The 26064-nt window shown below is 72.5% G+C and carries 23 protein-coding genes; 16 read left to right on the plus strand and 7 right to left on the minus strand.

Going from position 1 to position 26064, the window contains the following annotated elements:
* The first annotated feature begins 40 nt into the window (after positions 1-40).
* Genes V4F39_RS24795 through V4F39_RS24810 form a run of 4 tightly spaced genes read left to right on the plus strand, consistent with a single transcriptional unit; the run spans position 41 to position 4766 of the window.
* On the plus strand, positions 41-1546 hold the full coding sequence (locus V4F39_RS24795; RefSeq protein WP_332292839.1) for an ABC transporter substrate-binding protein: 1506 nt from the start codon (positions 41-43) through the stop codon (positions 1544-1546).
* On the plus strand, positions 1543-2952 hold the full coding sequence (locus tag V4F39_RS24800; protein WP_332292840.1) for an amidase: 1410 nt from the start codon (positions 1543-1545) through the stop codon (positions 2950-2952). Before V4F39_RS24795 ends, V4F39_RS24800 begins: the two co-directional genes overlap by 4 nt.
* A 1-nt stretch (position 2953) precedes the next feature.
* Complete coding sequence (locus V4F39_RS24805) at positions 2954-4327, plus strand: tetratricopeptide repeat protein (protein ID WP_332292841.1); 1374 nt, start codon at positions 2954-2956, stop codon at positions 4325-4327.
* A 10-nt stretch (positions 4328-4337) separates the two neighbouring features.
* On the plus strand, positions 4338-4766 hold the full coding sequence (locus tag V4F39_RS24810) for a DnaJ family domain-containing protein (protein ID WP_332292842.1): 429 nt from the start codon (positions 4338-4340) through the stop codon (positions 4764-4766).
* Positions 4767-4784: 18 nt separating this feature from the next.
* Here the strand turns inward: V4F39_RS24810 and V4F39_RS24815 are convergent, their stop codons facing one another.
* Entirely contained in the window at positions 4785-5426 is a 642-nt protein-coding gene (locus tag V4F39_RS24815) for a glutathione S-transferase family protein (RefSeq protein ID WP_332292843.1), read from the minus strand.
* A 140-nt stretch (positions 5427-5566) separates the two neighbouring features.
* Here V4F39_RS24815 and V4F39_RS24820 point away from each other — a divergent pair, with 140 nt between their 5' ends.
* Positions 5567-5866, plus strand: a complete 300-nt coding sequence (locus V4F39_RS24820; protein ID WP_332292845.1) for a hypothetical protein — start codon at positions 5567-5569, stop codon at positions 5864-5866.
* Positions 5867-5874: 8 nt separating this feature from the next.
* Here the strand turns inward: V4F39_RS24820 and V4F39_RS24825 are convergent, their stop codons facing one another.
* Positions 5875-6774, minus strand: a complete 900-nt coding sequence (locus V4F39_RS24825; protein WP_332292846.1) for a LysR family transcriptional regulator — start codon at positions 6772-6774, stop codon at positions 5875-5877.
* A gap of 111 nt (positions 6775-6885) precedes the next feature.
* Between V4F39_RS24825 and V4F39_RS24830 the strand changes: the two genes are divergently transcribed.
* Both V4F39_RS24830 and V4F39_RS24835 read left to right on the plus strand, forming a co-directional pair.
* Positions 6886-7344 carry a (2Fe-2S)-binding protein gene (locus V4F39_RS24830; RefSeq protein WP_332292847.1) on the plus strand — a complete coding sequence of 153 codons (459 nt, stop codon included), beginning with the start codon at positions 6886-6888 and terminating at the stop codon, positions 7342-7344.
* 10 nt (positions 7345-7354) lie between these two features.
* A complete protein-coding gene (locus tag V4F39_RS24835) occupies positions 7355-9568 on the plus strand; it encodes a xanthine dehydrogenase family protein molybdopterin-binding subunit (protein ID WP_332292849.1) in 2214 nt (737 codons plus the stop codon).
* Positions 9569-9598: 30 nt separating this feature from the next.
* On the opposite strand, the gene V4F39_RS24840 is transcribed toward V4F39_RS24835, so the two are convergent.
* Positions 9599-12280: an EAL domain-containing protein gene (locus V4F39_RS24840; protein ID WP_332292850.1), complete on the minus strand. Its 2682-nt coding sequence runs from the start codon at positions 12278-12280 to the stop codon at positions 9599-9601.
* Positions 12277-13668 (minus strand): ABC transporter substrate-binding protein, encoded by a 1392-nt coding sequence (locus tag V4F39_RS24845; protein WP_332292851.1) that lies wholly within the window; start codon positions 13666-13668, stop codon positions 12277-12279. Before V4F39_RS24845 ends, V4F39_RS24840 begins: the two co-directional genes overlap by 4 nt.
* Positions 13669-13840: 172 nt before the next feature.
* Here V4F39_RS24845 and V4F39_RS24850 point away from each other — a divergent pair, with 172 nt between their 5' ends.
* Positions 13841-14170, plus strand: a complete 330-nt coding sequence (locus tag V4F39_RS24850) for an MliC family protein (protein ID WP_332292852.1) — start codon at positions 13841-13843, stop codon at positions 14168-14170.
* Here the strand turns inward: V4F39_RS24850 and V4F39_RS24855 are convergent.
* Entirely contained in the window at positions 14167-15171 is a 1005-nt protein-coding gene (locus V4F39_RS24855) for an XdhC family protein (protein WP_332292854.1), read from the minus strand. The genes V4F39_RS24850 and V4F39_RS24855 overlap by 4 nt on opposite strands.
* Positions 15172-15373: 202 nt before the next feature.
* Here V4F39_RS24855 and V4F39_RS24860 point away from each other — a divergent pair, with 202 nt between their 5' ends.
* From V4F39_RS24860 to V4F39_RS24885, 6 genes are all read left to right on the plus strand, one after another.
* Entirely contained in the window at positions 15374-15847 is a 474-nt protein-coding gene (locus V4F39_RS24860) for a (2Fe-2S)-binding protein (protein ID WP_332292856.1), read from the plus strand.
* A 121-nt stretch (positions 15848-15968) separates the two neighbouring features.
* On the plus strand, positions 15969-18323 hold the full coding sequence (locus V4F39_RS24865; RefSeq protein ID WP_332292858.1) for a xanthine dehydrogenase family protein molybdopterin-binding subunit: 2355 nt from the start codon (positions 15969-15971) through the stop codon (positions 18321-18323).
* 25 nt (positions 18324-18348) lie between these two features.
* Entirely contained in the window at positions 18349-19143 is a 795-nt protein-coding gene (locus V4F39_RS24870) for an FAD binding domain-containing protein (protein WP_332292860.1), read from the plus strand.
* On the plus strand, positions 19140-20051 hold the full coding sequence (locus tag V4F39_RS24875; protein WP_332292861.1) for an AAA family ATPase: 912 nt from the start codon (positions 19140-19142) through the stop codon (positions 20049-20051). The genes V4F39_RS24870 and V4F39_RS24875 overlap by 4 nt, the downstream gene beginning before the upstream one ends.
* Positions 20052-20071: 20 nt before the next feature.
* A complete protein-coding gene (locus V4F39_RS24880) occupies positions 20072-21250 on the plus strand; it encodes a vWA domain-containing protein (protein ID WP_332292862.1) in 1179 nt (392 codons plus the stop codon).
* 29 nt (positions 21251-21279) lie between these two features.
* Positions 21280-21840: an SRPBCC family protein gene (locus tag V4F39_RS24885; RefSeq protein ID WP_332292863.1), complete on the plus strand. Its 561-nt coding sequence runs from the start codon at positions 21280-21282 to the stop codon at positions 21838-21840.
* A gap of 18 nt (positions 21841-21858) precedes the next feature.
* Here the strand turns inward: V4F39_RS24885 and V4F39_RS24890 are convergent, their stop codons facing one another.
* On the minus strand, positions 21859-22500 hold the full coding sequence (locus V4F39_RS24890) for an FxDxF family PEP-CTERM protein (protein ID WP_332292864.1): 642 nt from the start codon (positions 22498-22500) through the stop codon (positions 21859-21861).
* Positions 22501-22525: 25 nt separating this feature from the next.
* The gene (locus V4F39_RS24895; RefSeq protein ID WP_332292866.1) at positions 22526-23413 is read right to left on the minus strand and encodes an SdiA-regulated domain-containing protein; all 888 of its coding nucleotides are present in this window, start codon (positions 23411-23413) and stop codon (positions 22526-22528) included.
* Between the two features lie 173 nt (positions 23414-23586).
* On the opposite strand from V4F39_RS24895, the gene ppk2 reads away from it, so the two are divergent.
* Together ppk2 and V4F39_RS24905 are read left to right on the plus strand one after the other, a co-directional pair.
* Positions 23587-24486 carry a polyphosphate kinase 2 gene (ppk2, locus tag V4F39_RS24900; protein ID WP_332292867.1) on the plus strand — a complete coding sequence of 300 codons (900 nt, stop codon included), beginning with the start codon at positions 23587-23589 and terminating at the stop codon, positions 24484-24486.
* Positions 24487-24543: 57 nt separating this feature from the next.
* Positions 24544-26055, plus strand: a complete 1512-nt coding sequence (locus V4F39_RS24905; RefSeq protein WP_332292868.1) for a CYTH and CHAD domain-containing protein — start codon at positions 24544-24546, stop codon at positions 26053-26055.
* Positions 26056-26064: the final 9 nt, after the last annotated feature.

The raw sequence follows: 26064 nt of genomic DNA on the forward strand, positions 1-26064 counted from the left end.
GGCACGCAGCGCCGGCCCCTGACCCGGAAGGAACAGCGACATGACTGGAGCGAGACGGCTCAACGTCCTGGCATCGGCCGCCCTGGCCTGTGCCGCCCTGGCGGCGCCCCCGGCCGCCCTGGCGCAGGCCGGCAAGACGACGGTGACGGTGGGCCTCGTGCTCGAACCCGCGCCCGGCCTCGACCCCACCGTGGCGGCCGCGGCGGCCATCGGCGAGGTCGTCCACTACAACGTGCTGGAGGGCCTGACGAAGATCAACGCCGACGGTGCCGTCACGCCGCTGCTGGCCGAGCGCTGGACGATGGACCCCGACGGCCGGAGCTACACCTTCACGCTGAGGAAGGGCGTGCGCTTCCACGACGGCGAGGCCTTCGACAGCGCGGACGTCAAGTTCAGCTTTGAGCGCGCGAAGGCCGAGGGCTCGACCAACAAGGCGAAGAAGACGGTGTTCGACAACATCAGCACCATCGCCACGCCCGACGCCCACACGGTCATCCTCATGCTCGACAAGCCGGACGGCAACTTCCCGTTCCGCATGGGCGAGAACACCGCGGTGATCCTCGATCCCAAGAGCGCCGCGACCACCGCCACGCGGCCCGTCGGCACGGGACCCTACCGGCTCGAGGACTGGCGCAAGGGCAGCGCCATCGTGCTGGGCAAGTGGGACGGCTACCGCGACGCGAAGAGCGTGGCGATCACGCGCGCCACCTTCCGCATCATCAGCGACCCCGCCGCGCAGGTGGCCGCGCTGCTGGCGGGCGACGTGGACGCCTTCCCGCGCGGCATCGGCAACCAGGCCGTCAAGCAGCTGCAGGCCGACCCGCGCTTCACCGTGGCGCTGGGCAGCACCGCGGGCAAGGGCATCCTCTCGATCAACAACCGCAAGAAGCCGTTCGACGACGTGCGCGTGCGGCGCGCCCTGGCGCACGCGATCGACCGCAAGGCCTTCATCGACGGCGTGCTCGAAGGGTACGCCGTGCCGATCGGCAGCCACTTCGCGCCTGCCGATGCCGGCTACGTCGACCTGACCGGCGTGTACCCGTACGACCCCGAGAAGGCCCGGGCGCTGCTGAAGGAGGCGGGCGTGGCCACGCCACTCAACGTCACGCTGACGCTGCCGCCGCCGCCCTACGCGCGCAAGGGCGGCGAGGTGGTGGCGGCGATGCTGGCCAAGGTGGGCGTGGTCGCCAAGATCGAGAACGTCGAGTGGGCCCAGTGGCTGGGCGGCACGTTCAAGGGCAACTTCGACCTGTCGATCATCAACCACGTCGAGCCCCTGGACTACCTGCAGTACACCAACCCGCAGTACTACTGGGGCTACGACAGCGCCGCGTTCCGCGACCTGGCCCGGCGGCACGCCGCGGCCACCGATGCGAAGGAGCGGCAGAAGCTCTTCGGCGAGCTGCAGCGCCAGCTGGCGACCGACGCGGTGAACGCCTACCTCTTCAACCCGCAGAACGTGGCGGTGTCCAGGAAGGCGCTGAAAGGCGTGTGGGTCCATTCGCCGATCTTCGCCAACGACCTCGCCGCGTGGCGCTGGCAGTGACGACCGGCCTGCACCAGCTCGGCGCCGCCGCGCTCGCGGCGCTCTACCGCAGCGGCGACGCGTCGCCGGTCGAGGCCACGCAGGCCGTGCTCGGCCACATCGCGCGCTGGGAGCCGCACCTGCAGGCGCTGTACGCGCCCGACGCCGACGCCGCGCTCGCGATGGCGAGGGCCTCCGAGGCCCGCTGGCGCGCCGGCACGCCGCTGTCGGCGATCGACGGCGTGCCCTGCACGATCAAGGAGAACATCGCCACGCGCGGCGTGCCGCAGCCGATGGGCACCGCCGCGACGGTGCTGCGGCCCGCCCCCGAGGACGCTCCGCCCGCGGCCCGGCTGCGCGAAGCCGGCTGCGTGTTCCTGGCGAAGACCACGATGCCGGACTACGGGATGCTGTCGTCCGGCCTGTCAAGCTTCCACCCCCTCACGCGCAATCCGTGGGACCTGCGCATGAACCCCGGCGGCTCGTCGGCCGGGGCCGGCGCCGCGGCGGCCGCGGGCTACGGGCCGCTGCACATCGGCACCGACATCGGCGGCTCGATCCGCCTGCCCGCCGGCTGGTGCGGCGTGGTGGGCTTCAAGCCCAGCCTGGGCCGCGTGCCGATCGATCCGCCCTACGCGGGACGGGTCGCCGGCCCGATGACACGCACGGTGGAGGACGCCGCGCTGATGATGGCGGTGCTGTCGCGCCCCGACTGGCGCGACGCGATGAGCCTGCCGTGGCAGGACCTCGCCTGGACGGACCTCGCGCTGCCGGGCGATGCGCCGTTCGCCGGCCTGAAGGTCGGCCTGCTGATGGACGCCGGCTGGGGCGACGCGGTGCAGCCCGAGGTGGCCGCGGCGGTGCGGGCCGCGGCGCAGGCCTTCGCGCTGGCCGGCGCCGCCGTCGAGCCGCTCGCGCCCTTCTGCACCCGGGAGATGGCCGAGGGCCTCGACAACTTCTGGCGCATGCGCTCCTGGCTCGACATGGAGGCGCTGCCGCCTGAACGGCGCGAGCAGGTGCTGCCCTACATCCGCCGATGGGTGGCGCGCGGCGCCGAGCTGGGCGGGCCGGAGGTCTTCCGCGGCTACAGCCAGATGGCGGCGCTGCGCGATGCCGCCGTCGCCGCCTGCCGGCCTTTCGACCTGGTGCTGTCGCCGGTGAGCCCGATGCCCGCCTTCCCGGCCGAGCAGGCCAGCCCGCTCGACGATCCGCAGCGGCCCTTCGAGCACATCGCCTTCACGCTGCCGTACAACATGAGCGAGCAGCCGGCGCTGGCCATCAACTGCGGCTACACCGCCGCGGGCCTGCCGATCGGGCTGCAGATCATCGGCCGCCGCCATGACGACCTCGGCGTGCTGCGCGCGGCCCATGCCTACGAAGGGCTGCGCGGCCCGCAGCGCGCCTGGCCGGCGCCCCCGGGGCGGTGACATGGCGGCGCTGCACGACGATCGAGGCCTGCTGACCGGCACGTCGTCGCAGCCGGCGATGGCCGCGGCCCAGCGCGCGCTGTGGCGGATGATGAGCTTCTACGACCCGCCGCTGGCCGACCTGGACGATGCCGTGGCGCACGATCCGCACTGGCTGCTGCCGCGTCTGATGAAGGCCGGCTTCCTGCTCAGCCTGACCGAACCGGCCCTGCTGCCGCAGGCGGCGCAGGTGCTCGACGACGCGGTGCCGCTGGAGGCCGATGCCCCGGCGCGCGAGCGGGCCCACGCCGCCGCGCTGCGCATGGTGCTCGAAGGCCGCTGGCAGGCGGCGTGCCGTGCGTGGGACGAGGTGCTGGTCGCGCATCCGCGCGACGCGCTGGCGCTGCAATGGGCGCACCTGTGGGACTTCTACCGCGGCGACGCGCTCAACCTGCGGCTGCGGGTCGCCCGTGCGCTGCCCGAATGGGAGGAGGGCGATCCGCTGTACCCGCAGGTGCTGGCGCTGCATGCCTTCGGGCTGGAGGAGTGCCATCTCTACCCGCAGGCCGAGGAGGCGGGCCGCCGTGCGCTGGCGCTGGATGCGCGCACGCCCTGGGCGGTGCATGCGGTGGCGCACGTGATGGAGATGCAGGGCCGCTGTGACGAAGGCGCCACCTGGCTGCGGGCGCACCAGCCGCAGTGGGCCGAAGGCAACGGCTTTGCCTGCCACCTGTGGTGGCATGCGGCGCTGTTCCGGCTCGAGACGCTGGACACCACCGGCACCCTGCGGCTGGTCGACGCCCACCTGGCGGGCGATGCGCTGCAGGTGACGCTGCAGCGCCTGGACGCCGCGTCGATGCTCTGGCGGCTGCGCCTGCTGGGGGTCGATGCGGGGCCGCGCTGGCGGGCGCTGGTGGCGGGCTGGCCCCTCGTCGACGAGCAGGCCGGCCACTACGCCTTCAACGACGTGCATGCAGTGATCGCGCTGCTGGGCGCCGGCGACGTGCCGCGGGCCGAGGCCTGGCTGGCGCGCTGCGCGGCACGGGCGCTGTCGGCCGAGGACGCGCGCCGCAGCAACCACGGCATGGCCCGCGAGGTGGGCCTGCCGCTGATGCGCGCGCTGGTGGCGGGGGTGCGCGGCGACGCGGCCGCCACCGTGCCGGCGCTGTACGGCATCCGGGAGGGGGCGGCCCGCTTCGGCGGCAGCCATGCGCAGCGCGACCTGATCGACCTCAGCCTGCTGGCGGCGGCCGCCGACACCGACGACGCCGACGCGCGCGCGATCGGCCGCGCCGTGCTGCACGAGCGCCTGCTGGCCAAGCCGCCGACGCCGATGACGCGGCACTGGGCCTCGCGCCTGGGGTTGTCGCCGCGGGCCGCGGGCCGGCTGGCGTGAACGGCTGGCCATGGTGAAGCGCACGGTGCCGGGCCGGCCGGGCGCCACGCCGCCGGAGGGGCCGGGCCCGCGCGGCGGCCCGCCCGGGCGCTCGCCCTCCGAGCGCGAAGCCGACCTGCGCAGCCTGGAGGAGCGCATCGGCGAGGCCCTGCGTGCCGCCGAGGCCGACCTGCGCGCCAGCCCGGCCTGGGGCCGGCCGCTGCCCGACGAGGGCGACGCCGACGTTCCGCCCGAACTGCGCATGGCCTTCAAGCTGCTGAAGAATGCTGGCCACGTGCCGCCCGAGGTGGCGCTGATGCAGGAGCTGCAGGCCTGGCGCGATGAACTGGCCGCGATGCCGGCGGGGCCGCAGGCCGAGGCGCTGAAGCGGCGGATCGGCGAGCGTGAGCTGCTGATCGCGGTGCGCATCGAGCGGCTGGCGCGCACCCGCACGCTGTAGCCGGGCCCGCCCTCCGGATCACACCGGCGGCTGCGCCGGCTGCTCCGTGGCGTACACGCGCTGCACGGCCGGCCGCGCCAGCATGCGCTGCAGGTAAGGGCCCAGGCGGGGCAGGCCGCGCGCGGGCCGGCCGAAGTGGCGCGTCCAGCGGCACAGCACGAAGGCGAGCGCATCGGCGGCGCTGTAGGCTGGGCCCAGCAGCCAGGCCTCGCCGTGCGACGCGAGCTGCGCGTCGAGCTGGTCGAGCAGCGTGCCGATGCGCGCCTCGGCGTGGGCCTTGACGGCGGCGGCGCCCGCCGCGTCGTCGGCCAGGCGTTCGGGATAGAAGTACTGCAGCAGCGTGGCCTGCAACGTGTTGGTCAGCCAGACCATCCATTTGTAGTAGTGCGCGCGTTCCGCGGTGCCCAGCGCCGGCGCCAGCGCGGCCGCAGGGTGGGTGTCGGCCAGGTGCAGGCAGATGGCGGCGGTCTCGTAGAGCACGAGGCCGTCCTCCTGCAGCACCGGGATCAGCCCGTTGGGGTTGAGGCGAAGGTAGGCCGGCGACTTGTGCGCCCGGGCCTGCCGGTCGACGAGCCGCAGCTCGAAGGGCGCGCCGATCTCCTCGAGCACGATGTGCGGCGCCATGCTGGCGTCGCCGGGGTGGTAGTGCAGCGTGATCATTCCGGTGGGCGGCAGTGGTGGGAGGGCGCCAGTCTGCACCGGGCGCCGCAAAAGGGCCGTCCTGCACCCGCTCTTCGTGGCTTTGCCGCGGCGCCGGCGCTGGCATAAACGGCACAGCCCCGCCTCCCTGCTGCCGCGCCATGAACCGCATCGCCCTGCACATCGCCACCCATCCGCTCTATCCGGCCTTCCGCATCGGGTTGCTGATGGGCGCCGTCGCGTGGGGGCTGCTGCATGCCAGCGCGGGCAGCGGTTTCGGGCTGGCGATGGCGCTGGTGGTGGTCAGTTCGGGCACGGCCTCGTACGTGTGCCTGTGTCTGGCGCGCCGGACGCTGCCGGCCGGTCGGGTGCGGCGGCAGGCGGTGCGGGCCTGGGTGGTCGCCATCGGGCTCGGCATGCTGGCCGCGCTCGGCGGCCTCGATGCCCTGCTCGGCGCCTGAGCCGGCGCTCAGAGCGGCAGCCGCGCCTTCAGGAAGTCGATGAAGAGGCGGGTCTTGACCGGCATCTGCTCCCGCCGCGGGTGGTAGAAGTACAGCCCGGGAAAGGCCGGGCTGTAGCGCGCCAGCACCTCGACGAGCCGGCCGGCGCGCACCAGCGGCTCGGCCGACGCGGGGATCGCATGGCACACGCCCACCCCCTGCGCCGCGGCCTCCAGCATCGCGCCCCAGTGGTTGACCACCAGGGTGCCGCCGACGGCCAGCGCGACGATGCGCCGGCGCTCCTGGAACTCCCAGCGGTACAGCGCGCCGGTGGTCGGCATGCGGAAGTTGATGCAGTTGTGCTGCAGCAGGTCCTGCGGCTGCTGCGGCACGCCGCGGGCCGCCAGGTAGCCGGGCGACGCGTAGGTGCGCAGCCGGAACTCGCGCGTGAGCGGCACCGCGATCATGTCGCGCTGCAGCGATTCGCCCAGCCGAATGCCGGCGTCGAAGCCTTCCTGGACGATGTCGACCAGCTGGTCCTGGTAGGCGAGCTCGAGCGTGATGTGCGGGTGGGTGCGCGCGAAGTCACCCAGCAGCGGTTCGATGTAGAGCGTGCCCGCCGCCTGCGACACCGTGATGCGCAGCACCCCGCCCGGGGCGCTCGCACGCACCTGGAGATCTTCCGTGGCCTCGGCCAGCCCGGCCAGCAGCGGCGCGACGCGGTCCCAGTAGGCGCGGCCCGCCTCCGACAGGTTCACGCTGCGCGTGGTGCGCTCGAACAGGCGCACGCCCAGCCGCGCCTCGAGCTTGCGGATGGTCTGCGAGACGGCCGCGGGGCTCACGCCCAGGGCATGCGCCGCGCCGGTGATGCTGCGCTGCTCGGCCACTCGCGCAAACGCCGTCATCGAGGCAAGGATGTCGCTGTCCATTGTGAATCTGCAGTTGAAAGGGCATGCAGTTTTATTGTGTTCTGCTTTCAAGTGCCGCGGCGCAAACTCGCCGGTTGCTTTTTGTTCCTTGTCCAGCCGGAGACCCGCCAGATGACCTCCCTCCACGTGAACGGACGCACCATGACGGTGGATGCCGACCCGTCGACCCCGGTGCTGTGGGCGCTGCGCGACCACCTGCAGCTCACCGGCACCAAGTTCGGTTGCGGCGCGGCGCTGTGCGGCGCCTGCACCGTGCACATCGACGGCCAGCCGGCACGGGCGTGTGTCACGCCGATCGCCGCCGTCGGCAACCAGCGCATCACCACGATCGAAGCGGTGGCCGAGGACCGCGTGGGCCGGGCCGTGCAGGCCGCATGGATGCAGCACGACGTCGCCCAGTGCGGCTACTGCCAGAGCGGCCAGATCATGAGCGCCACCGCGCTGCTCAAGACGAACCCCAAGCCCAGCGACGCGGACATCGACGGCGCGATGGCGGGCAACGTGTGCCGCTGCGGCACCTATGCCCGCATCCGCGCCGCGATCCACGAAGCCGCCCGGTCCCTGGCCTAGGAGCGCAGCGATGTCGTATGACCTGTTGATGCAGCGCGCCGCCCAGGCCGTGAACCGTGCCCCGGTGGCACGCCGCAACTTCCTGAAGCTGGCCGCGGGCACCGGCTTCGCGCTGGGGATGTTTCCGGCGCTGAACGCGGCCGCGCAGGCCGCCGCCGGCGCCCCGGGTGAACTCAAGCCGTCGCAGGTGCCCAGCGCCTTCCTGCGTGTTGCGCCGGACGGCGCGGTGACGGTGGTCGTCAACCGGCTGGACTTCGGCCAGGGCGTGCACACCGCCCTGCCGATGCTGGTGGCCGAGGAGATGGACGCCAACTGGAGCCAGGTGCGCGCCGAGCTCGCTCCCGCCGGCGAGGCCTACAAGGACCCGGGCTTCGGCATCCAGATGGTGGGCGGCTCCAACTCGATCAAGAGTTCGTGGCAGCAGTACCGCGAGCTGGGCGCGCGGGCGCGGGCGATGTTCGTCGCCGCGGCGGCGCAGCGCTGGAACGTGCCGGTGTCCGAAGTGCGCGTGTCGGCCAGCGTGGTGCAGGCCGGCGCGCGGCGCGCCACGTTCGGCGAGCTGGCCGAGGAGGCGATGCGCCAGCCCGTGCCGGCGGCCGTCACGCTCAAGTCGCCGGCCGACTTCCAGCTGCTCGGCCGACCCACGCGCCGGCTCGATGCCGCCGCCAAGTCGACCGGCCGCCAGTCCTTCGGCATCGACCTGCGGCCCGCCGGCGCCAAGGTGGTGCTGATCGTGCGCCCGCCGGTGTTCGGCGCGCGGCTCGCGAGCGTGGACGACGCCAAGGCGCTGGCCGTCAAGGGCGTGAGCAAGGTGCTGCGGGTGCCGCTGGACCGCGGCGCCAGCGGCCTGGCGGTGGTGGCCGACGGCTACTGGCCGGCCAAGCTCGGCCGCGAGGCGCTCGAGCCGAAGTGGGACACCGATGCCGTCGGCAAGCCCGACACCGCCAAGCTCTTCGCGCAGTACAGCGCGCTGGCCAGGCAACCCGGCCTGAAGGCGCGCACCGCCGACACGGCCCCGCTCGCCGGCGCCGCGCGGCGCATCAGCGCCGAGTACCGCTTCCCCTACCTCGCGCACGCGCCGATGGAGCCGCTGAACTGCGTGATCGACTTCCGCGGCGATGCCTGCACGGTGTGGGTCGGCTCGCAGTTCCAGACCATCGACCAGGCCAACGTCGCCGCCACGCTGGGCCTGAAGCCCGAGCAGGTCGTGCTGAACACCGCGATGGCCGGCGGCGGCTTCGGCCGGCGCGCCGTGCCGTCGTCCGACTACCTGGTGGAGGCCGCCCACGTCGCCAAGGCCTGGCGCGCGGCCGGCGGCCAGGGCGCGCTGCAGCTCGTGTGGAGCCGCGAGGACGACATCCGCGGTGGCTACTACCGGCCGATGCAGGTGCACCGCGCCGAGATCGGGCTCGATGCCCAGGGCCGGGTCCTGGCCTGGCAGCACACCATCGTTGGCCAGTCGATCCTCAAGGGCACGCCGTTCGAGCCCTTCATGGTGAAGAACGGCATCGACAAGGTGGCGGTCGAGGGCGTGGACGACACACCCTATGCGCTGCCGCTGTCGCTCGACGTGCACCATCCGGAGGTCAACGTGCCGGTGCTGTGGTGGCGCTCGGTCGGCCACACGCACACGGCGTTCGTGATGGAGACGCTGGTCGACGAGCTGGCGCAGGCCGCGGGGCAGGATCCGGTGGCCTACCGCCGCACGCTGCTCGGCGACCGGCATCCGCGCATCCGCGCCGCGCTCGACCTCGCCGTCGAGCGGTCCGGCTACGGCCAGCGCAAGCTGCCCGAGGGGCGCGCCTGGGGCGTCGCGGTGCACGAGTCGTTCTCGTCGGTGGTCGCGTACGTGGTCGAGGCCTCGGTCACCGACGGCCAGCCGGTGCTGCACAAGGCCACGGCCGGCGTGCACTGCAACTTCGCGGTCAACCCGCTGACGGTCGAGGCACAGGTGCAGGGGGCCGCGCTGATGGCGCTGGGCACCACGATGCCGGGCGCCGCCATCACGCTGAAGGACGGCGTCGTCGAGCAGAGCAACTTCGGCGACTACCCCGTGCCCCGCATCAACCAGATGCCCGAGATCGCGGTGCACATCGTGCCCAGCACGCAGGCGCCGACCGGCATGGGCGAGCCGGGCCTGCCGCCGCTGGCGCCGGCCTTCGCCAACGCGATCGCCGCGCTGACGGGCAAGCGCCTGCGCGAGCTGCCGTTCAACCTGGGTTGAGGGCCACGCGGGTGCCGGCGGCGGCGCGTTTCAGCCGCCGCCGGGCACGCCGGGGGCGCAGGCCTGCTGCACGGCCACGTGCTCCTCGATCGGGGCCGGCTTGGCGTACAGGTAGCCCTGGTGGCGCTGGCAGCCCATCGACAGCAGCCAGTCACGCTCGCCGGCGCTCTCGACGCCTTCGGCCAGCGGCGTGATGCCCATGCTGTGCGCCAGCTTCACCATCGCCGCCACGATGCGCCGGTTGGCGGGGTCGCCGGTGCGCCCCCGCACGAAGCTCTGGTCGATCTTGAGCACGTCGACGGGGATGCGCGTCAGGTACGACAGCGACGAATAGCCGGTGCCGAAGTCGTCGAGGTAGATGTGCACGCCCATCGCGCGCAGCGCGGTGATGCGCTCGATGCAGATGTCGGGGTCGTCCATGAACGCCGACTCGGTGATCTCCAGCGCCAGCAGCCGGGGCGGCAGGCCGCTCGCATCGAGCACGTCGCGGATCGTGCCGACGAAGTCGGTCTCCATCAGCTGCCGCGGCGACACGTTGACCGACAGCAGCGCCTTGGGGAACGCCGCGCGCACGGCCGGCTGCATGAAGCTGCCGCAGGCGGTGCGCAGCGCCATCTCGCCCAGCGCCAGGATGTGGCCGGTGTCCTCCGCGATGCGGATGAAGTCGAGGGGCGGGACGGCGTCGCCGCCCGGCAGCCGCCAGCGCATCAGGGCCTCGAAGCCGGTGATGTCGCCGCTGCGGGCGTCGACCACCGGCTGGTAGACCATCGACAGCTCCCGGCGCGCGATGGCCTGCGGCAGCGCCAGCTCGATGCGGCGCGCCTTCTCGCGCTGCAGGCGGTAGTGTTCGTCATGCACCACGTAGCCCGGCCGCACGTGCTGGCAGGCGCGGCGCGACGCGATGGCGGCGTTGGTGAGCAGCGCATCGAGCTCGGCCAGCGTGCCGGTGGCGACCCCGACGCGGCCCGGCGTGGCCATCAGCGCGTCGCCATGGTCCAGCGGCTCGTCGCAGGCGCGCACGATCGCCCCGGCCGCTTCCTCGAGCGCCGCGGCGGCCGGCGCGTCCAGGCACACCAGCGCGAACTCCCGGTCGCTCACCTGGGCGATCACGTAGCGGCCGTCGAAGCGGGCCTCGAGCCGGCGGGCCAGCGACGCGACCAGGCCGGCCGCGAAATCGGCGCCGAGCGTGGCGGTGAGGTCTTCGAGCCGCACGAGCAGCAGCAGGAACACGCTGCAGGGCGTGTGCGGTGGTCCCTGCTCGGCCAGGCGGTGCGCCAGGCCGAGGCGGTTGGGCAGCCCGCTGTCCGGGTGGTGGAAGGCCTGGCGCTGGAAGAGGCGGTGCACCGCGGCGAATTCGCCCAGCGTGTCGTTGAAGCGGTCGATCAGCGCCCGCCAGGCGCCGTGGAACCGGGATCCGTCGGCGCGCACCGTCAGGTCGCCGCGCGCCACGCCGTCGCGGGCGCGGCCCATCTCGCCGTCGAAGCGGGCGATGGTGTCGATCAGCACCTGCAGCGCCTGTGCGAGGTGCCCCACCTCGTCCTGGCCGCGGTAGGCGATGCTGACGTCCAGGTGGCCGGCCACCGCCGCCTGGGCCGCCTCGGCGATCGCCCCGAGCGGCCGGGCGATCGAGCGGTACAGCAGCCACAGCGCGATGCACATCGTGGCCACCAGCAGGGCGCCGAGCGCAGTCACCGCCACCATGCCGCTGCGCGTGGCCGCGGCCTGCCGCTCGGCGATCCCGATGAACTCCATCGCCAGGCGCTGCCGGCTCTCCTGCGTCATGTCGACCAGCTTGTCGGCGTCTTCCAGCAGCGCGCTCCAGCGCGGCCGGAAGCTGGCCGACCAGGCGCTCAGCGACACCTTGTCGGTGAAGTCCTGGATCGAGCGGTGCGCCGAGGTGTTGCGCACGGCGCGCGCCTGCGCGGCGACCTCGGGGTCGCTGTGCGAGGCGAGCATCGCCAGCATGTGGTCGCTGCGCAGCTTCGAGTCGAGCAGCGGCGCCAGCACGGCCCGCTCCTGCGTCAGCACCCCGCCGAGGCTGCGGTGCTCGATGCGGCGCAGCAGCGACGACTGCCGCGAGAACTCGTCCACCAGCATCGCGACGTTCAGCAGGCGGCCGGTGCGCGCGCCGAGCCCGGGCGCCACGCACCGTTCCTCCACCGAGCCCGCGACGCGGAAGAGCTGTCGCACCGCCTCGCTGTACAAGGCCTCGGCGGTGCCGTCGTTCATCACCTGGTGGTCGATGCGGGTTCGCAGCCGCGCCAGGTAGGCGGGCAGGTGCGGCAGGCTGGGATCTCCCTCAAGGGCCTCGGCGACGGAGGGCGCCGATCGCAGAAAACCCTGCAACGTGGCCGCCGCCTCGTCGACGGCCCGCCGCGCGGCCGCATGCCGGCGCTCCAGGTTCGGGCCGATCGATGCCGCGCCCTGCACCACTTCCCGCTCGCGGGCGATGGCGAAGATCAGGCGATCGATGTGCTGCCCGAAGTGCAGGCCCTCCACCGAGCGCGCGTGCTGGGCCAGGCTCCTGAACTGGCCGATGAAGATCACCGCCAGCAGCGAGGCGACGATCGCGGCCCCCAGCAGCGAGAACAGCGCCAGGCGGTCGCGGATCATCGGCTGGCCGGCCCGCATCGCGCCGAACCCCCGCCGGCCCGGCGGCCGCTGCCGCGCGGGCGGCGCGCCGGCGTCGTCGAGGGCTCGTGCCGCCGTCATGGCTGGCGGCCCTGCGGCGCGGCCGCGGCGGGCGCGCTGCCGGCGGGCGGGCTGCCGATCTCCTGCGCGGCACGCCAGCGGCGCCAGGCGCGGTCGATGCCGGCGGTGGCGTCGGGCACCGGGCTGCCCTGGAGGTGGTCGATCATCGCGGTCCAGAACGCAGCCGTGCCCACCGCCGGCGGCATCAGGTCCGATGCGTCCATGCGCATCACGCTGGCGCGGCGCCACACTTCGGCCAGGCGGCCCGACAACGGATCGGCGTAGCTGTTCGGCGTCACCTGCGCGTGGGCGGACAGGTAGGCCCCGGCCGCGGCCCGGCGGCGGGCGAAGTCGGCCGAGGCCATGTGGCGAAGCACCGCCATCGTCTCGGGCCGCGTGTTCAGCGCCGCCGCGATGTCGCCGGCCACCAGCAGTTCGGTGTGCGCCGCGCTGCGGCCCGGCAGCACGAAGAAGTCGATGGCATCGGCCGGCCCGACCGGCATCCCCTCGGGGAACTCGGACACGACCCATTCCGAATTGCGCATCATCAGGCAGGGCGCGGGATCGCTCGCGAAGCGCCTCGCCGCCTCCTCGACCTGGGTCCCGAGCACCCCGGCGACGCCGCCGTCCACCATGCCGGGCGTGTGCACCATGCGGTCCCAGGCCGCGAACGCCGTCCGCACGGGCGGGGCGCTGAAGGGCAGGTCGCCGGCCACCCAGCGGTCATAGTCGCCCGCGCCGGCCTGGCGCAGCATGAACTCCTCGACCCAGTCGGTCGCGACCCAGCCGGTGGCGCCCCGCGCGGCCACGCCGACACACCACGGCGTGAAACCGCGGCGGATCATGGCGCGCTCGAGCGCCGCGAGCTGGCGGTCGGTGGTCGGCACCGCAAAGCCGTACCGCTCGAACAGCGCGCGCCGGTACCAGACCAGGCTCTTGATCGCCACCCGCGCCCAGACACCATGCCGCCGGCCCTCGTGGCCGAGCAGCGGGTCGAGGAAGGCCGGGAAGTCCCGCTGCACCTGCGCCGAGAGATCCGGTGGCAGCGGCTGCACGAAGCCGGCCGCCATCATGTCGCGGAACAGCCCGGGTTGCGCGAACAGGCCGATGTCGGGCGCGTCGAAGCCAGGGGTCGCTACGTAGACGTGGTCGGCGAAATCGCCTCCCGCCGCGCGCAGCGTGACTTCGATGCCGGTGTCCTTCTCGAACTGCGCGAAGGCTTCCTGGTAACGCGCGCTGTCCTGGATGGAAAAGGCCGTCAGCAGCGTGACGCGGCGCGCGTCGGCGACGGCGGGCCGCGTCGGCCCGAACGCTCCTTCGAGATGGTGCAACTGCAGCACGAGGCCGGCGAGCACCAGCAGTGCGCAGCTCAGCGCAGCAACCGGCGTCAGGACAGTCGGGATCTTCACGCAGCCCACCTCGTTCGATGTCGTGCCTTCTGCGGCGAGCGCCGTGCGGCGGCGCCGGCCCTGTCGTTTCGGCTGCAGCAATTCGAACTTGAGAAAAGTGATGGAACCGCGCCAGCCTTCGCCGCGTGCTGCAGGGCTAAAGTGGGCGCACGTTCACTTTCCGGGAGTGGGTATGACCCGCAAGAAGAACCGCCACCGCCGCCTGTCCGGGGCCGCCACGCTGCTGCTGCTGGCCGGCTGCGCGGCGCCGCCGCTGCAGCCGCCGGTCGTCTACGACTGCGAGGACGGCCTGCAGCTGCGTGTGCGCTTTGCATCCGACCGGGCCGAGGTGGCGCTGCCGGACGGCACGGTGCTGACGCTGCCGCAGCAGCCGGCGGCCTCGGGCATCTGGTACTCGTCGGGACAGCACGAGCTGCGCGGCAAGGGCCGCGAGGCGAGGTGGACCGTCGGCCGGCGCATCCCGACCAACTGCTTCGTGCTGGACGGCGCGCCGGCGCGTTAGAGGGTGCAGCCGGCTTCCGGGCCCGGGTCGCCGCCGGCCGTCAACGGCGCGGGGATCACGTAGCCGTAGCGCGAGGCCGTCAGCTCGGCCAGGATGGCCACCGCGATCTCCGGCGGCGTGCGCGCGCCGTTCTTGATGCCCACCGGGCCGTGCAGGCGGTCGAGCTGCGCGTCGGTGAGGCCGAAGTGCTCCTTCAGCCGGGCCTTGCGCTTGGCCTGGTTCACGCGCGAGCCGATCGCGCCGACGTAGAAGGCCGGGCTGGCCAGCGCCTCCATCAGCGCCAGGTCGTCGAGCTTGGGGTCGTGGGTCAGCGCGATCACGGCGGTATGGCCGTCGGGCTTCAGCTCCGTCACCACGTCGTCGGGCATGCCGCGCAGCAGGCGCGCGCCGGGCACGTTCCAGCCCTCGGCGTACTCGTCGCGCGGGTCGCAGATCAGCACCTGGTAGTCGAGTGCCTGCGCCATCGTGGCCAGGTACTGCGTCATCTGGCCGGCACCGATCACCAGCAGCCGCCAGCTCGGGCCGTGGGTGGTGGTGAGCGTGGTGTCGGTGAGCTGCAGCACGTCGCCCTCGCCGGGCGGCTGCAGCTCGGCGCGGCCGTCGGCCAGTGTCAGCACGCGCCGGACGCGCTCGCCGCGTGAGAGCACCGCCAGCAGCTCGTCGATGCGCGACGGTTCACCCACCGGCTCCAGCACCAGCTCCAGCGTGCCGCCGCACGGCAGCCCGAAGCGGTTGGCCTCCTCGGCGCCCACGCCGTAGCGCACGACCTCGGGCGCCGCCAGCGCGAGCGCGCCATCCTTTACCTTGGCGATCAGGTCGTCCTCGATGCAGCCGCCGGAGACGCTGCCGGCGATCTGGCCGTCGTCCCGCACGGCCACCACCGAACCCACCGGCCGCGGCGCCGAGCCCCAGGTGCGCGTGATGGTGCCCAGCACCACGCGGCGCCCTTCGGCCCGCCAGGCGGCCAGCTGGCGAAGGATCTGGAGGTCGACGTTGTCCATGGCGGCGGCGCAGGCGGTGGTGCTTCGGATGGCCGACGATACGCGAAGCCGCGGCCCGCCGGGCCTCCACGGGTTTTCCCGTCGGTGCAAGCACGGAGAGCCTGGCCTAGCATGCATCGGCGGCCGTGGTCGGGTCGATCGCGGCATCGGGAAAGCATCCCAGTCAGTTGCCCTCCAGGGGCCAGCCAGGAGACAGATCCCCATGACCAAGATCACCCTGCAGGTGAACGGCTCGACCGTCGCGCGCGAGGTCGCGCCCGAGACCCTGCTGGTCGAGTTCATCCGCGAACACCTGCGGCTCACCGGCACGCACGTCGGCTGCGACACCTCGCAATGCGGCGCCTGCACGGTGCACCTGAACGGCCACGCGGTGAAGAGCTGCTCGATGCTGGCGATGCAGGCCGACGGCACGGAACTCACCACCATCGAAGGCATCTCCGCGAAGAACGGCGAACTGCACCCGATGCAGGCCGCCTTCAAGGCCTGCCACGGCCTGCAGTGCGGGTTCTGCACGCCGGGCATGGTGATGAGCGCGATCGACCTCGTGCAGCACCACCCGCACGGCAGCGAGTCGGAGATCCGCGAGCACCTCGACGGCAACCTGTGCCGCTGCACCGGCTACCAGAACATCGTCAAGGCCGTGCAGCAGGGCGCAAGGGGCATGACCTCCCCGTAGCGCCTTCGGCGCTCCCCCCCCAGGGGGCGCAACCGGTGGACCGGCGAGGCCGGATCCCTGGTTGCCGCTCGGTCCATGCCATGTGCGGTGCAGCGGTTGCTGCGCCATCGAAAGGGTCCACATGAACGCGAGACAAAGTTTCATCGGGCAATCGGTTCCCCGCAAGGAGGACGCGCGCTTCCTCACCGGCCGCGGCCAGTACACCGACGACATCGTGCTGCCGCAGCAGACGTACGGCATCTTCGTGCGCTCGCCGTATGCGCATGCCAAGCTCGTCCGCGTCGACACGTCCGCGGCATCCGGGGCGCCCGGCGTGCTGGGTGTCTATGCCGGCGAGCATTTCAAGGACGTCGGCGGCCTGCCCTGCGGCTGGCTCATCAACAGCACCGACGCCACGCCGATGAAGGAGCCCAAGCACCCCATCCTCGCGCTCGACAGGGTGCGCTACGTCGGCGACCGCGTCGCGCTGGTGGTGGCCGAGACGCTGCAGCAGGCCAAGGACGCGGCCGCGCTGGTCGAGGTCGACTACGAGGAACTGCCCGCGGTCGTCGACGTGGCCAAGGCCGCCGAGGTGGCGGCCGCCGGCGGCGTGCTGCACGCCGAGGCGCCCGACAACCAGTGCTACCTGTGGGCCATCGGCGACCAGGGCGGCACCGACGCGGCCATCGCCTCGGCGCCGCACGTGAGCAAGCTCACCTTCCGCAACAACCGGCTGATCCCCAATGCCATCGAGCCGCGTGCGGCCAACGCCAGCTACAACCCGGCCGACGACCAGTACACGCTGTACGTCGCCAACCAGAACCCGCACGTCGAGCGGCTGCTGATGTGCGCCTTCGTGCTCGGCATCCCCGAGCACAAGATGCGCGTGGTGGCGCCCGACGTGGGCGGCGGCTTCGGCTCCAAGATCTTCCTCTACGGCGAGGAGACCGCCCTGGTGTGGGCGAGCCGCCAGCTCGGCCGCCCGGTGAAGTGGACGGCCGACCGCAGCGAGGCCTTCCTGTCGGACGCCCACGGTCGCGACCACCTCACCACCGTGGAACTGGCGACCGACCGGGACGGCCGGTTCCTCGCGCTGCGCGTCGACACGCAGGCGAACCTGGGCGCTTACCTCAGCACCTTCGCATCCGCGGTGCCCACCATCCTGTACGCCACGCTGCTGGCCGGCCAGTACGCGACGCCGAAGATCCACTGCACGGTGAAGGCGGTGTTCACCAACACCGCGCCGGTGGATGCCTACCGTGGCGCCGGCCGGCCGGAAGCGACCTACGTGGTCGAGCGCATCGTCGAGACCGCGGCGCACGACCTGGGTATCGACCCGGCCGAGATCCGCCGCCGCAACTTCGTGCGCGAGTTCCCATACGCCACGCCCGTGGGCCTGACCTACGACACCGGCGACTACGAAGCCACGATGGCCCGGGCGATCGAGCTGGCCGACGTGGCCGGCTTCGCGGCGCGCAAGGCGGCCAGCGAAGCCAAGGGGCTGAAGCGCGGCATCGGCTACTCGGCCTACATCGAGGCCTGCGGCATCGCGCCGTCCAGCGTGGCGGGCGCCCTGGGCGCGCGGGCGGGGCTGTTCGAAGCCGGCGAGGTGCGTGTGCACCCCACCGGCAAGGTGACGATCTTCACCGGCAGCCACAGCCACGGGCAGGGCCACGAGACCACGTTCGCGCAGGTGGTGGCCGACAAGCTCGGCATCCCGATCGACGACGTGAGCATCGAGCACGGCGACACCGGCAAGGTGCTGTTCGGCATGGGCACCTACGGCTCGCGCTCGCTGGCGGTGGGCGGCACGGCCATCGTGAAGGCGGTCGACAAGGTCATCGCCAAGGGCCGCAAGATCGCCGCGCACCTGATGGAGGCGGCCGACGACGACGTGGTGTTCGAGGACGGCGTGTTCAAGGTGGCCGGCACCGACAAGAACGTGCCCTTCGCCAGCGTGGCGCTGACCGCCTACGTGCCGCACAACTTCCCGCACGACAAGCTGGAGCCCGGCCTGAACGAGAACGCGTTCTACGACCCGAGCAACTTCACCTACCCGGCCGGCACCTACATCTGCGAGGTGGAGGTCGACCCGAAGACCGGCGTGACGCGCGTCGACCGCTTCACCGCCTGCGACGACTTCGGCAACGTCGTCAACCCGATGATCGTGGAAGGCCAGGTGCACGGCGGCCTGGCGCAGGGCATCGGCCAGGCGCTGATGGAGCACGGCGTGTACGACGGCGACAGCGGCCAGCTGCTGTCGGGCAGCTACATGGACTACGCGATGCCGCGGGCCGACAACTTCCCCAGCTTCCAGGTGGAGACGGTGAAGGGCACGCCGTGCACGCACAATCCGCTGGGGGTGAAGGGCTGCGGCGAGGCCGGCGCGATCGGTTCGCCGCCGGCCATCATCAACGCCATCTGCAACGCGGTCGGGCTGCGCGACATGCCCATGCCCGCCACGCCGTTCACGGTGTGGACCGCGCTGAACGCCTGACGAACCGCCTGAAGAAGGAACCTGCATGCAAGCCTTCGAATATGCCAAGCCCGCGTCGGTGGCCGACGCGATCCGTGCCGCCGGCGGCGGCGACGCCAAGCTGCTGGCCGGCGGGCAGTCGCTGCTGCCGTCGATGAAGCTGGGGCTCGCCGCGCCGTCGGCGCTGGTCGACCTGGGCGGCATCGCCGACCTGAAGGGCATCACCGTGGCCGGCGGCCAGGTGACCATCGGCGCGATGACCACGCACGCCGAGGTGGCCGCATCGGCCGAGGTGGCCCAGGCCATCCCGGCGCTGGCCAAGCTGGCTGGCCTGATCGGCGACCGCCAGGTGCGCAACCGCGGCACGCTGGGCGGCAGCCTGGCCAACAACGACCCCGCCGCCTGCTACCCGGCCGCCGTGCTGGGGCTGGGCGCCACGATCCAGACCGACCGGCGCAGCATCGCCGCCGACGACTTCTTCAAGGGGCTGTACGACACCGCGCTGGCCGAAGGCGAGGTGATCACGTCAGTCAGCTTCCCGGTGCCGCAGCAGGCGGGATGGGAAAAGATGCGCAACCCGGCGTCGCGCTTCGCGCTGGTGGGCGTGTTCGTCAGCCGCGGGCCGGCCGGCACGCGGGTGGCGGTGACGGGCGCCGGGTCGTGCGTGTTCCGTGTCAAGGCACTGGAAGACGCGCTCGCGGCCGACTGGTCCGCCGCGGCGTGCGAGGCCGTGAAGGTCGGCGCCGACGGCCTCAACACCGACCTGCACGGCTCGGCCGCCTACCGCGCCGCGCTGATCCCGGTGCTGGCCGGCCGCGCGGTGGCAGGCAGCAGCGCGTGACGGCCCTGCCCGCCAACATCGACGACACGCTGGCGCGGCTGCTGCAGCACGACTACGTGGCCGAGCGCACGCTGGCCACCACCGTCTTCCTCGCGCTGAAGCTGCAGCGCCCGCTGTTCCTCGAAGGCGAGCCGGGTACGGGCAAGACCGAGATCGCGAAGACGCTGGCGGCGATGCTGGGGCGCCCGCTGATCCGCCTGCAGTGCTACGAGGGGCTCGACCTCGCGGGCGCGGCCTACGAGTGGAACTACCCGCGGCAGATGATGGAGATCCGCCTCGCCGAGGCCGGCGGTGCCGACCGCGAGCAGCTCGGCCGCGACCTCTTCAGCGATCGCTTCCTGATCCGGCGCGCGCTGCTGCAGGCCATCGCGCCCGACCAGCCGCAGCCGCCGGTGCTGCTGATCGACGAACTCGACCGCGCGGACGAGCCGTTCGAGGCCTTCCTGCTCGAGGTGCTGTCCGACTTCCAGATCACCATTCCCGAGCTGGGCACCGTGAAGGCGCCGGCACCGCCGATCGTGGTGCTGACCAGCAACCGCACGCGCGAAATCCACGACGCGGTGAAGCGCCGCTGCCTGTACCACTGGGTGGGCTTCCCCGATGCGCAGCGCGAGGCGCGCATCCTGGCGCAGCGCGTACCGGGTGCGCCCGAGCGGCTGTCGGCCGAGATCGTCGCGTTCATCCAGGGCCTGCGCGAGATCGAGCTCTACAAGCTGCCCGGCGTGGCCGAGACCATCGAGTGGACACGCGCGCTGATGACCCTGGATGCCGTGGCGCTCGACCCGCAGACCGTGAGCCAGACGCTGGGCGTGCTGCTGAAGTACCAGGACGACATCGCCAAGGTGCAGGGCGGCGAGGTGGCTCGATTGCTGCAGCAGGTGCGCGACGCCGCCGCGGCGCCGGGCTGACGCGCCGCGCGGGGCTTCGCATGCAGCAGCTCGCCGCCAACGTGATGCACTTCGGCCGCGTGCTGCGCACGGCCGGGCTGCCGGTGGGCACCGACCGCCTCCAGCTCGCGCTGCAGGCGCTGCAGGTGGCGGGGCTCGCGTCGCGTGCCGACTTCCGCGCCACGCTGGCGGCCTGCCTGATCGACCGCCAGGAACACCGCGCGATGTTCGACCAGGCCTTCGACCTCTTCTGGCGCGACCCCGACCTGGCCGGCCGCATGATGCAGATGCTGCTGCCGCAGGTGCAGGCCAACGATGCCGGCGCGCCCCCGCCGCCGCCCGAGAACCGCCGGCTGGCCGATGCGCTGTTCCCCACCGCGCCCCCGCGGGCCGAGCCCGACGACGCGCCGGAGCGCCTGGAGATCGAGGCCGCGCTCACCTTCAGCGAACGCGAGCTGCTGCACAAGGCCGATTTCGACACCATGAGCGCCGACGAATGGCAGCAGGCCAAGCGCGCGCTGCACCGGCTGCGCCCGCTGTTCGAGCCGCTGGCCACGCGCCGCACGCGCCCGGCCGCGCACCCCGGCCGGGCCGATTGGCGCGCCACGCTGCGCGCGATGGCGCGGCACGGCGGCGACCTGTGGCAGCCGCAGTGGCGCCAGCCGCGCGTGAAGCCCGCGCCGCTCGTGGTGCTGGCCGACATCTCCGGCTCGATGAGCCGCTACTCGCGCATGCTGCTGCACTTCGCGCATGCGCTGGGCCGGGCCGACGTGCCGGTGGAGAGCTTCGTGTTCGGCACCCGGCTCACACGCACCACGCGCCTGCTGCGCCATCGCGACCCCGACATCGCCGTGGCGCAGGTGGTGCGCGCGGTGCAGGACTGGTCGGGCGGCACGCGCATCAGCGCCTGCCTGCACGAGTTCAACCAGCGCTGGGCGCGCCGCACGCTGCCGGGCCGCGCCACGGTGCTGCTCGTCACCGACGGGCTGGAGCACGGCCACACCGAGGCGCTGCGTTTCGAGATGGAGCGGCTGCACAAGAGCTGCCGCCGGCTGGTGTGGCTCAATCCGCTGCTGCGCTACACGGGCTTCGAACCCAAGGCTGCGGGCATCCGCACGATGCTGCCGCACGTCGACCGCTTCGTGCCGGCGCACAACATCGAGAGCCTCGAACACCTCACCCGCGTGCTGGCCGCCGACGCGCAGCCGCGGCCCCGTTGACCTGGAACGCCGACCGAAAGCCGAACGCCATGGAACTCACCAACCAGCAAACCCTGCCCGTCAACCAGGCCGAGGCCTGGCAGGCGCTGAACGACATCGCCCTGCTGCAGGCCGCGATGCCCGGCTGCGAAAGCATCACGCCCACCGGCGAGAACCAGTACGAGGTGCTCGTCACCGCCGCCATCGGGCCGGTGAAGGCCAAGTTCAAGGGCAAGCTCACGCTCGCCGACCTCGACCCGCCCAACGCCTACAACATCCAGTTCGAGGGCCAGGGCGGCGCGGCCGGCCATGCCAAGGGCACGGCCGCGGTGCGGCTGGAGCCGGAGGGCCCGGGCAGCACGATCCTGCACTACACCGCCAAGGCCACGGTTGGCGGCAAGATCGCCCAGATCGGTTCGCGCCTCGTCGACATGGCCGCGCAGAAGATGGCGGGGGAGTTCTTCGAGAAGTTCAACGCCCTGCTGGAGGAACGCCACGCCCCGCCGCCGGCCGCGGAACCTGAAGCGGGCGACGCCGGTGAAGCGGCCGAGGGCGGCAAGGAAGAGGCCGCCCCGGGCGGCCTGATGAAGCGGCTGTTCGGGCGGTCGTAAGAAGATCGCCCTTCGCGCTCAGCGCCCTTGGCGGCGGCGCGCGACCACGCCCACTGCGGCCAGGCCGGCGAGCATCAGCGCGTAGGTTTCGGGCTCGGGCACGGCGGCCGCGAACTGCGTGTGGCCGGGGCTGCCGATGTCGCCGGTGGCGGACAGCCACGAGCCTTCGCTGTCGCCCACGGCCGAGAGCGTCCATTGGCCGAGGGTGTTGGCCCCCAGCGCGGCGAAGCTCGTCGCGCGGCCGCTTTTGCCGTCGGTGACCGGGTCGCCGCTGTACGTGAGGCGATCGGCCAGCAGGCCCTTGGCGTCGAAGAGGTTGATCTCGTCGGCCTTGCCCAGGTTGGTGGTGTTGTCGCCGATCACCTTGACGGAGGCGGCGAGGTTCCATTCGGCGCGGAAGGCGCTGGCGTCGACCTCGGTGAGGATCACCGATTCACCGGCCTGCACGAGGCCGAAGGCCGAGAGCGACACGGTGCCGGCCTTGCGCGAGTCGTCGTCGAAGCTCCAGCCGCTGAAGTCGATGGCGGCGCCGCTGAGGTTGGTGAATTCGATGAATTCGCCGACCTGGCCCTTGTACATCCATTCGGTGATGGCGACGCCGGAGGCGGCTTGCGATGCACCCGCGGCCAGCGCGAGCAGCAGGAGGGGCAGGGTCTTCATGGGTGTTCTCCTGGTGGGGGTGTGTTCAGCCGCGGCGGCGGCGTGCGACGAAGGCGATGGCGCCGATGCCGCCGAGCATCAGCGCGTAGGTGGCGGGCTCGGGCACCGGCGCGGCGGTGAGCACGTAGACGTTGGGCGTCTCGTCGGTGAGGAAGATCGTGCCGTCGGCGGTGATGGTCACGCCCTCGGTGGTGGCGCTGATCTGGCTGAAGTCGAGGCTGCTCAGCACTTGCCCGGTGCGCGACACCTCGATCAGCTTCTGAGATTCCTGGCTGAAGACCAGCAGGTTGTTTGCGAAGCTGGTGCCGGTGAAGGAGGACAGCACCTGCACGTCCGACAGGTCGGCCACGCCCAGCGCGGGCGCGAACAGGTCGGTCATCGTGTGCGTGCCGGCGGCGAAGTCGATGCTGCCCATCTGCACGGCCTGCGGGCTCTTCTCCTTGACCGTGACGAACTGGCCGTTCACGCGGTCGAACGAGAGGCCTTCGAGTCCGACGTTGCCCACGGTGATGCCCAGCGACACGCTGGCGAGGCTGCTGCGGGCGGCGGTGGCGCCGGCCTGGTAGGTGAGCTGGTACACGTCCTGCAGCCGCTCCTCGCCGATGACGAAGCGGCCGTTGCCGACGTAGGCAAGCGCCTCGGTGTCCTGGAAGCCCGAGAGCTTCATGCTGCCGACGACGGTGCCGGCGGTGGTCACCTCGGTGATGTACTCGCCCTCGTCGCCCACGACGAACAGCGTGTTCGTGTCCCAGTTCCAGGTGATGGCGGAGGATTCCGACGCGGTGCTGGCCGGCAGCGCAAAGGTGCTGGTGAGGCTGTAGCGGCCGAGGTCGAGTGCGGCGGCGGCGGGCAGCGTGGCGCAGGCCAGGGCGGCGGCCAAGGCGGTCGCGCCGGCGGTGCGGGTCGGGGTCATGCGGAAGTCCTCCTGAGGGGTGTGGGCGGCCGTTCTTCGACGGCGCCAGCAGCATGGCGGCGCCGCATGACAGACGCATGTCACGCCGCCACCGGCTTCGGTGCCGCGCTGTCATCACCGCGTCACGGCGCGCGGGCAGCGTGCGGGGTTTGCCCACGCGCCGGATCACCGCCATGAACGACCGCAACGACGACACCCTGCTGCAGATGCAGCGCATGCACCTGGACCTCATCGACAGCTACGACGAAGAGCTGGAGATGGCGATCGACGACGGCGACGAGGGCCCGGGCGAGGAGGCCAAGGCGCTGCGCCGGCTGTACTTCCGCGAGCTGTTCCGCCTGCAGGGCGAGCTGGTCAAGCTGCAGGACTGGGTGGTCGGCACCCGGCAGAAGGTGGTCATCCTCTTCGAGGGCCGCGACGCGGCGGGCAAGGGCGGCGTGATCAAGCGCATCACCCAGCGGCTCAACCCGCGCGTGGCCCGCGTGGCGGCGCTGCCGGCGCCCAACGACCGCGAGCGCACGCAGTGGTACTTCCAGCGCTACGTGGCGCACCTGCCGGCGGCGGGCGAGATGGTGCTGTTCGACCGCAGCTGGTACAACCGCGCCGGCGTCGAGCGCGTGATGGGCTTCTGCAGCGAGGACGACGTGGAGGAGTTCTTCCGCACCGTGCCCGAGTTCGAGAAGATGCTGGCACGCTCGGGCATCACGCTCATCAAGTACTGGTTCTCGATCACCGACGACGAGCAGCATTCGCGCTTCCTGAGCCGCATCCACGATCCGCTGAAGCAGTGGAAGCTGAGCCCGATGGACCTGGAGTCGCGCCGCCGCTGGGAGGACTACACCCGCGCAAAGGAAGCGATGCTGGAGCGCACCCACATCCCCGAGGCGCCGTGGTGGGTGGTGCAGGCGGTCGACAAGAAGCGCGCGCGGCTCAATTGCATCGCGCACCTGCTGGCGCAGTTCCCGTACGAGGAGGTGCAGCACGAGCCGGTGCACCTGCCGGCACGGGTGCGCAACGCCGACTACATCCGCCATCCCGTGCCCGCCGAGATGATCGTGCCCGAGCGGTACTGACGGCCGCGGGCGGCCGCGCCGCTACAGTGGCCGCATGACAGCAGCACACCGCGGCCGATGAGCCAGGAGATCGAGTTGAAGTTCGGCTTCGCGCCGGCCGCGTTGTCCGGGCTGGTGGCCGCGTTGTCGGGCGAGGGCGCGCGGCGCGAACGTCTGCAGGCGCACTACTTCGACACGCCCGACCGCCTGTTGGCGCGCCACCGCATCGCGCTGCGCCTGCGCAAGGAGGGCCGGCGCTGGGTGCAGACCCTGAAGGCGCAAGGCGCGAGCGTCGTGCAGCGGCTGGAGGACAACGCCGTGGTGCCGGCGCCGCGCGGGGGAGGCGTGCCGGCGCTCGATGTCGGCCGCCACGACGGCAGCCCGGCAGGCGATGCCTTGGCTGCGGTGCTGCGGCGCGCGGCGGCCGAAAGGGACAACGGCGGCACGCCACCGCAGGCGCCAGCGACGCTGCAGGCGGTGTACGGCACCGACCTCTGGCGCCGCACGCGGGTCATCGACCTGGCGGGCGGGCGTATCGAGGCGGCGCTCGACGAGGGCCACATCCTGTCCGGCGGCGAGCGCCTGGCGGTGTGCGAGCTGGAGCTCGAGCTGGCCGACGGCTCGCCGGCCGCGCTGCAGGCGTTGGCCGCCGAATGGGTGTCGGCGCACGGCCTGTGGCTCAGCCATGCGACCAAGGCCGAGCGCGGCGAGCGGCTGGCGCAGGGCCTGCCGCTGTGGCCCGTGGTCAAGGCCGGCACGCCGGGCGGCGAGCTGCCGCCGGATGCGGACCGGTGGGTGCGCGACAGCATCACGCGCTGCCTGGGCCAGATCGTGCCCAACGCCGATGCGCTGGCCAGCGGCCATGGCGGGCCCGAGCACGTGCACCAGCTGCGCGTGGGGCTGCGGCGGCTGCGCACGGTGCTGCGCGAGCTGCAGGGCGTGGAGGCCGGCGAGGCGCTGCGCGAGGCCTTCGGCATGCTGGGGCGCTGGCGCGATCGCGACGAGGCCCTGGGCGGCGCCGCGGCGGCGCTCGCGCTGTCCGGCGCACCGCCGATCACGATGCCGCAGGACGGTGCCGATGTGACGCCGCCAAACGCCGTGGCGGGCGCCGCCGCGTTCCAGCAGGCCTTGGTGGCGCTGACGGTGGCCGGCCTGCAGCCGGCCGGCGAATCGCCATTGGAGGCGCCGCCGCGGGATGACCACGGCCCCCGGGCGCTGGCGGCACGGCGGTTGAAGAAGCTGCACCGCCGCGTGCTGCGCGATGCCGACGGTTTCGAGTCGCTGCCGGCCGAGGCACAGCACCGCGTGCGCAAGCGGGTGAAGCGCCTGCGCTACCTCGCCGAGTTCGCCGCGCCGGCGTTCGAGGCCGCCGCGGTGCGCCGGTACCTGAAGCGGCTGGCGCCGGCGCAGGAGGCGCTCGGGCAGCTCAACGACCAGGCGGTGGCGCTCGATGCGTACCGGCGGGCCGCGGAGGCGGGCAACGCTGAAGCCTGGTACGCGGTTGGCTGGCTGCAGGCGCGGCGAGCGCCGGCCGTGCACGCCTGCCGCCAAGCCCTGCGCAAGCTGGGCAAGGCCAAGCGCTTCTGGTAGGCCGGCTGC

This window comes from Aquincola agrisoli, assembly GCF_036621135.1.
GTDB lineage: Bacteria > Pseudomonadota > Gammaproteobacteria > Burkholderiales > Burkholderiaceae_C > Aquincola > Aquincola agrisoli.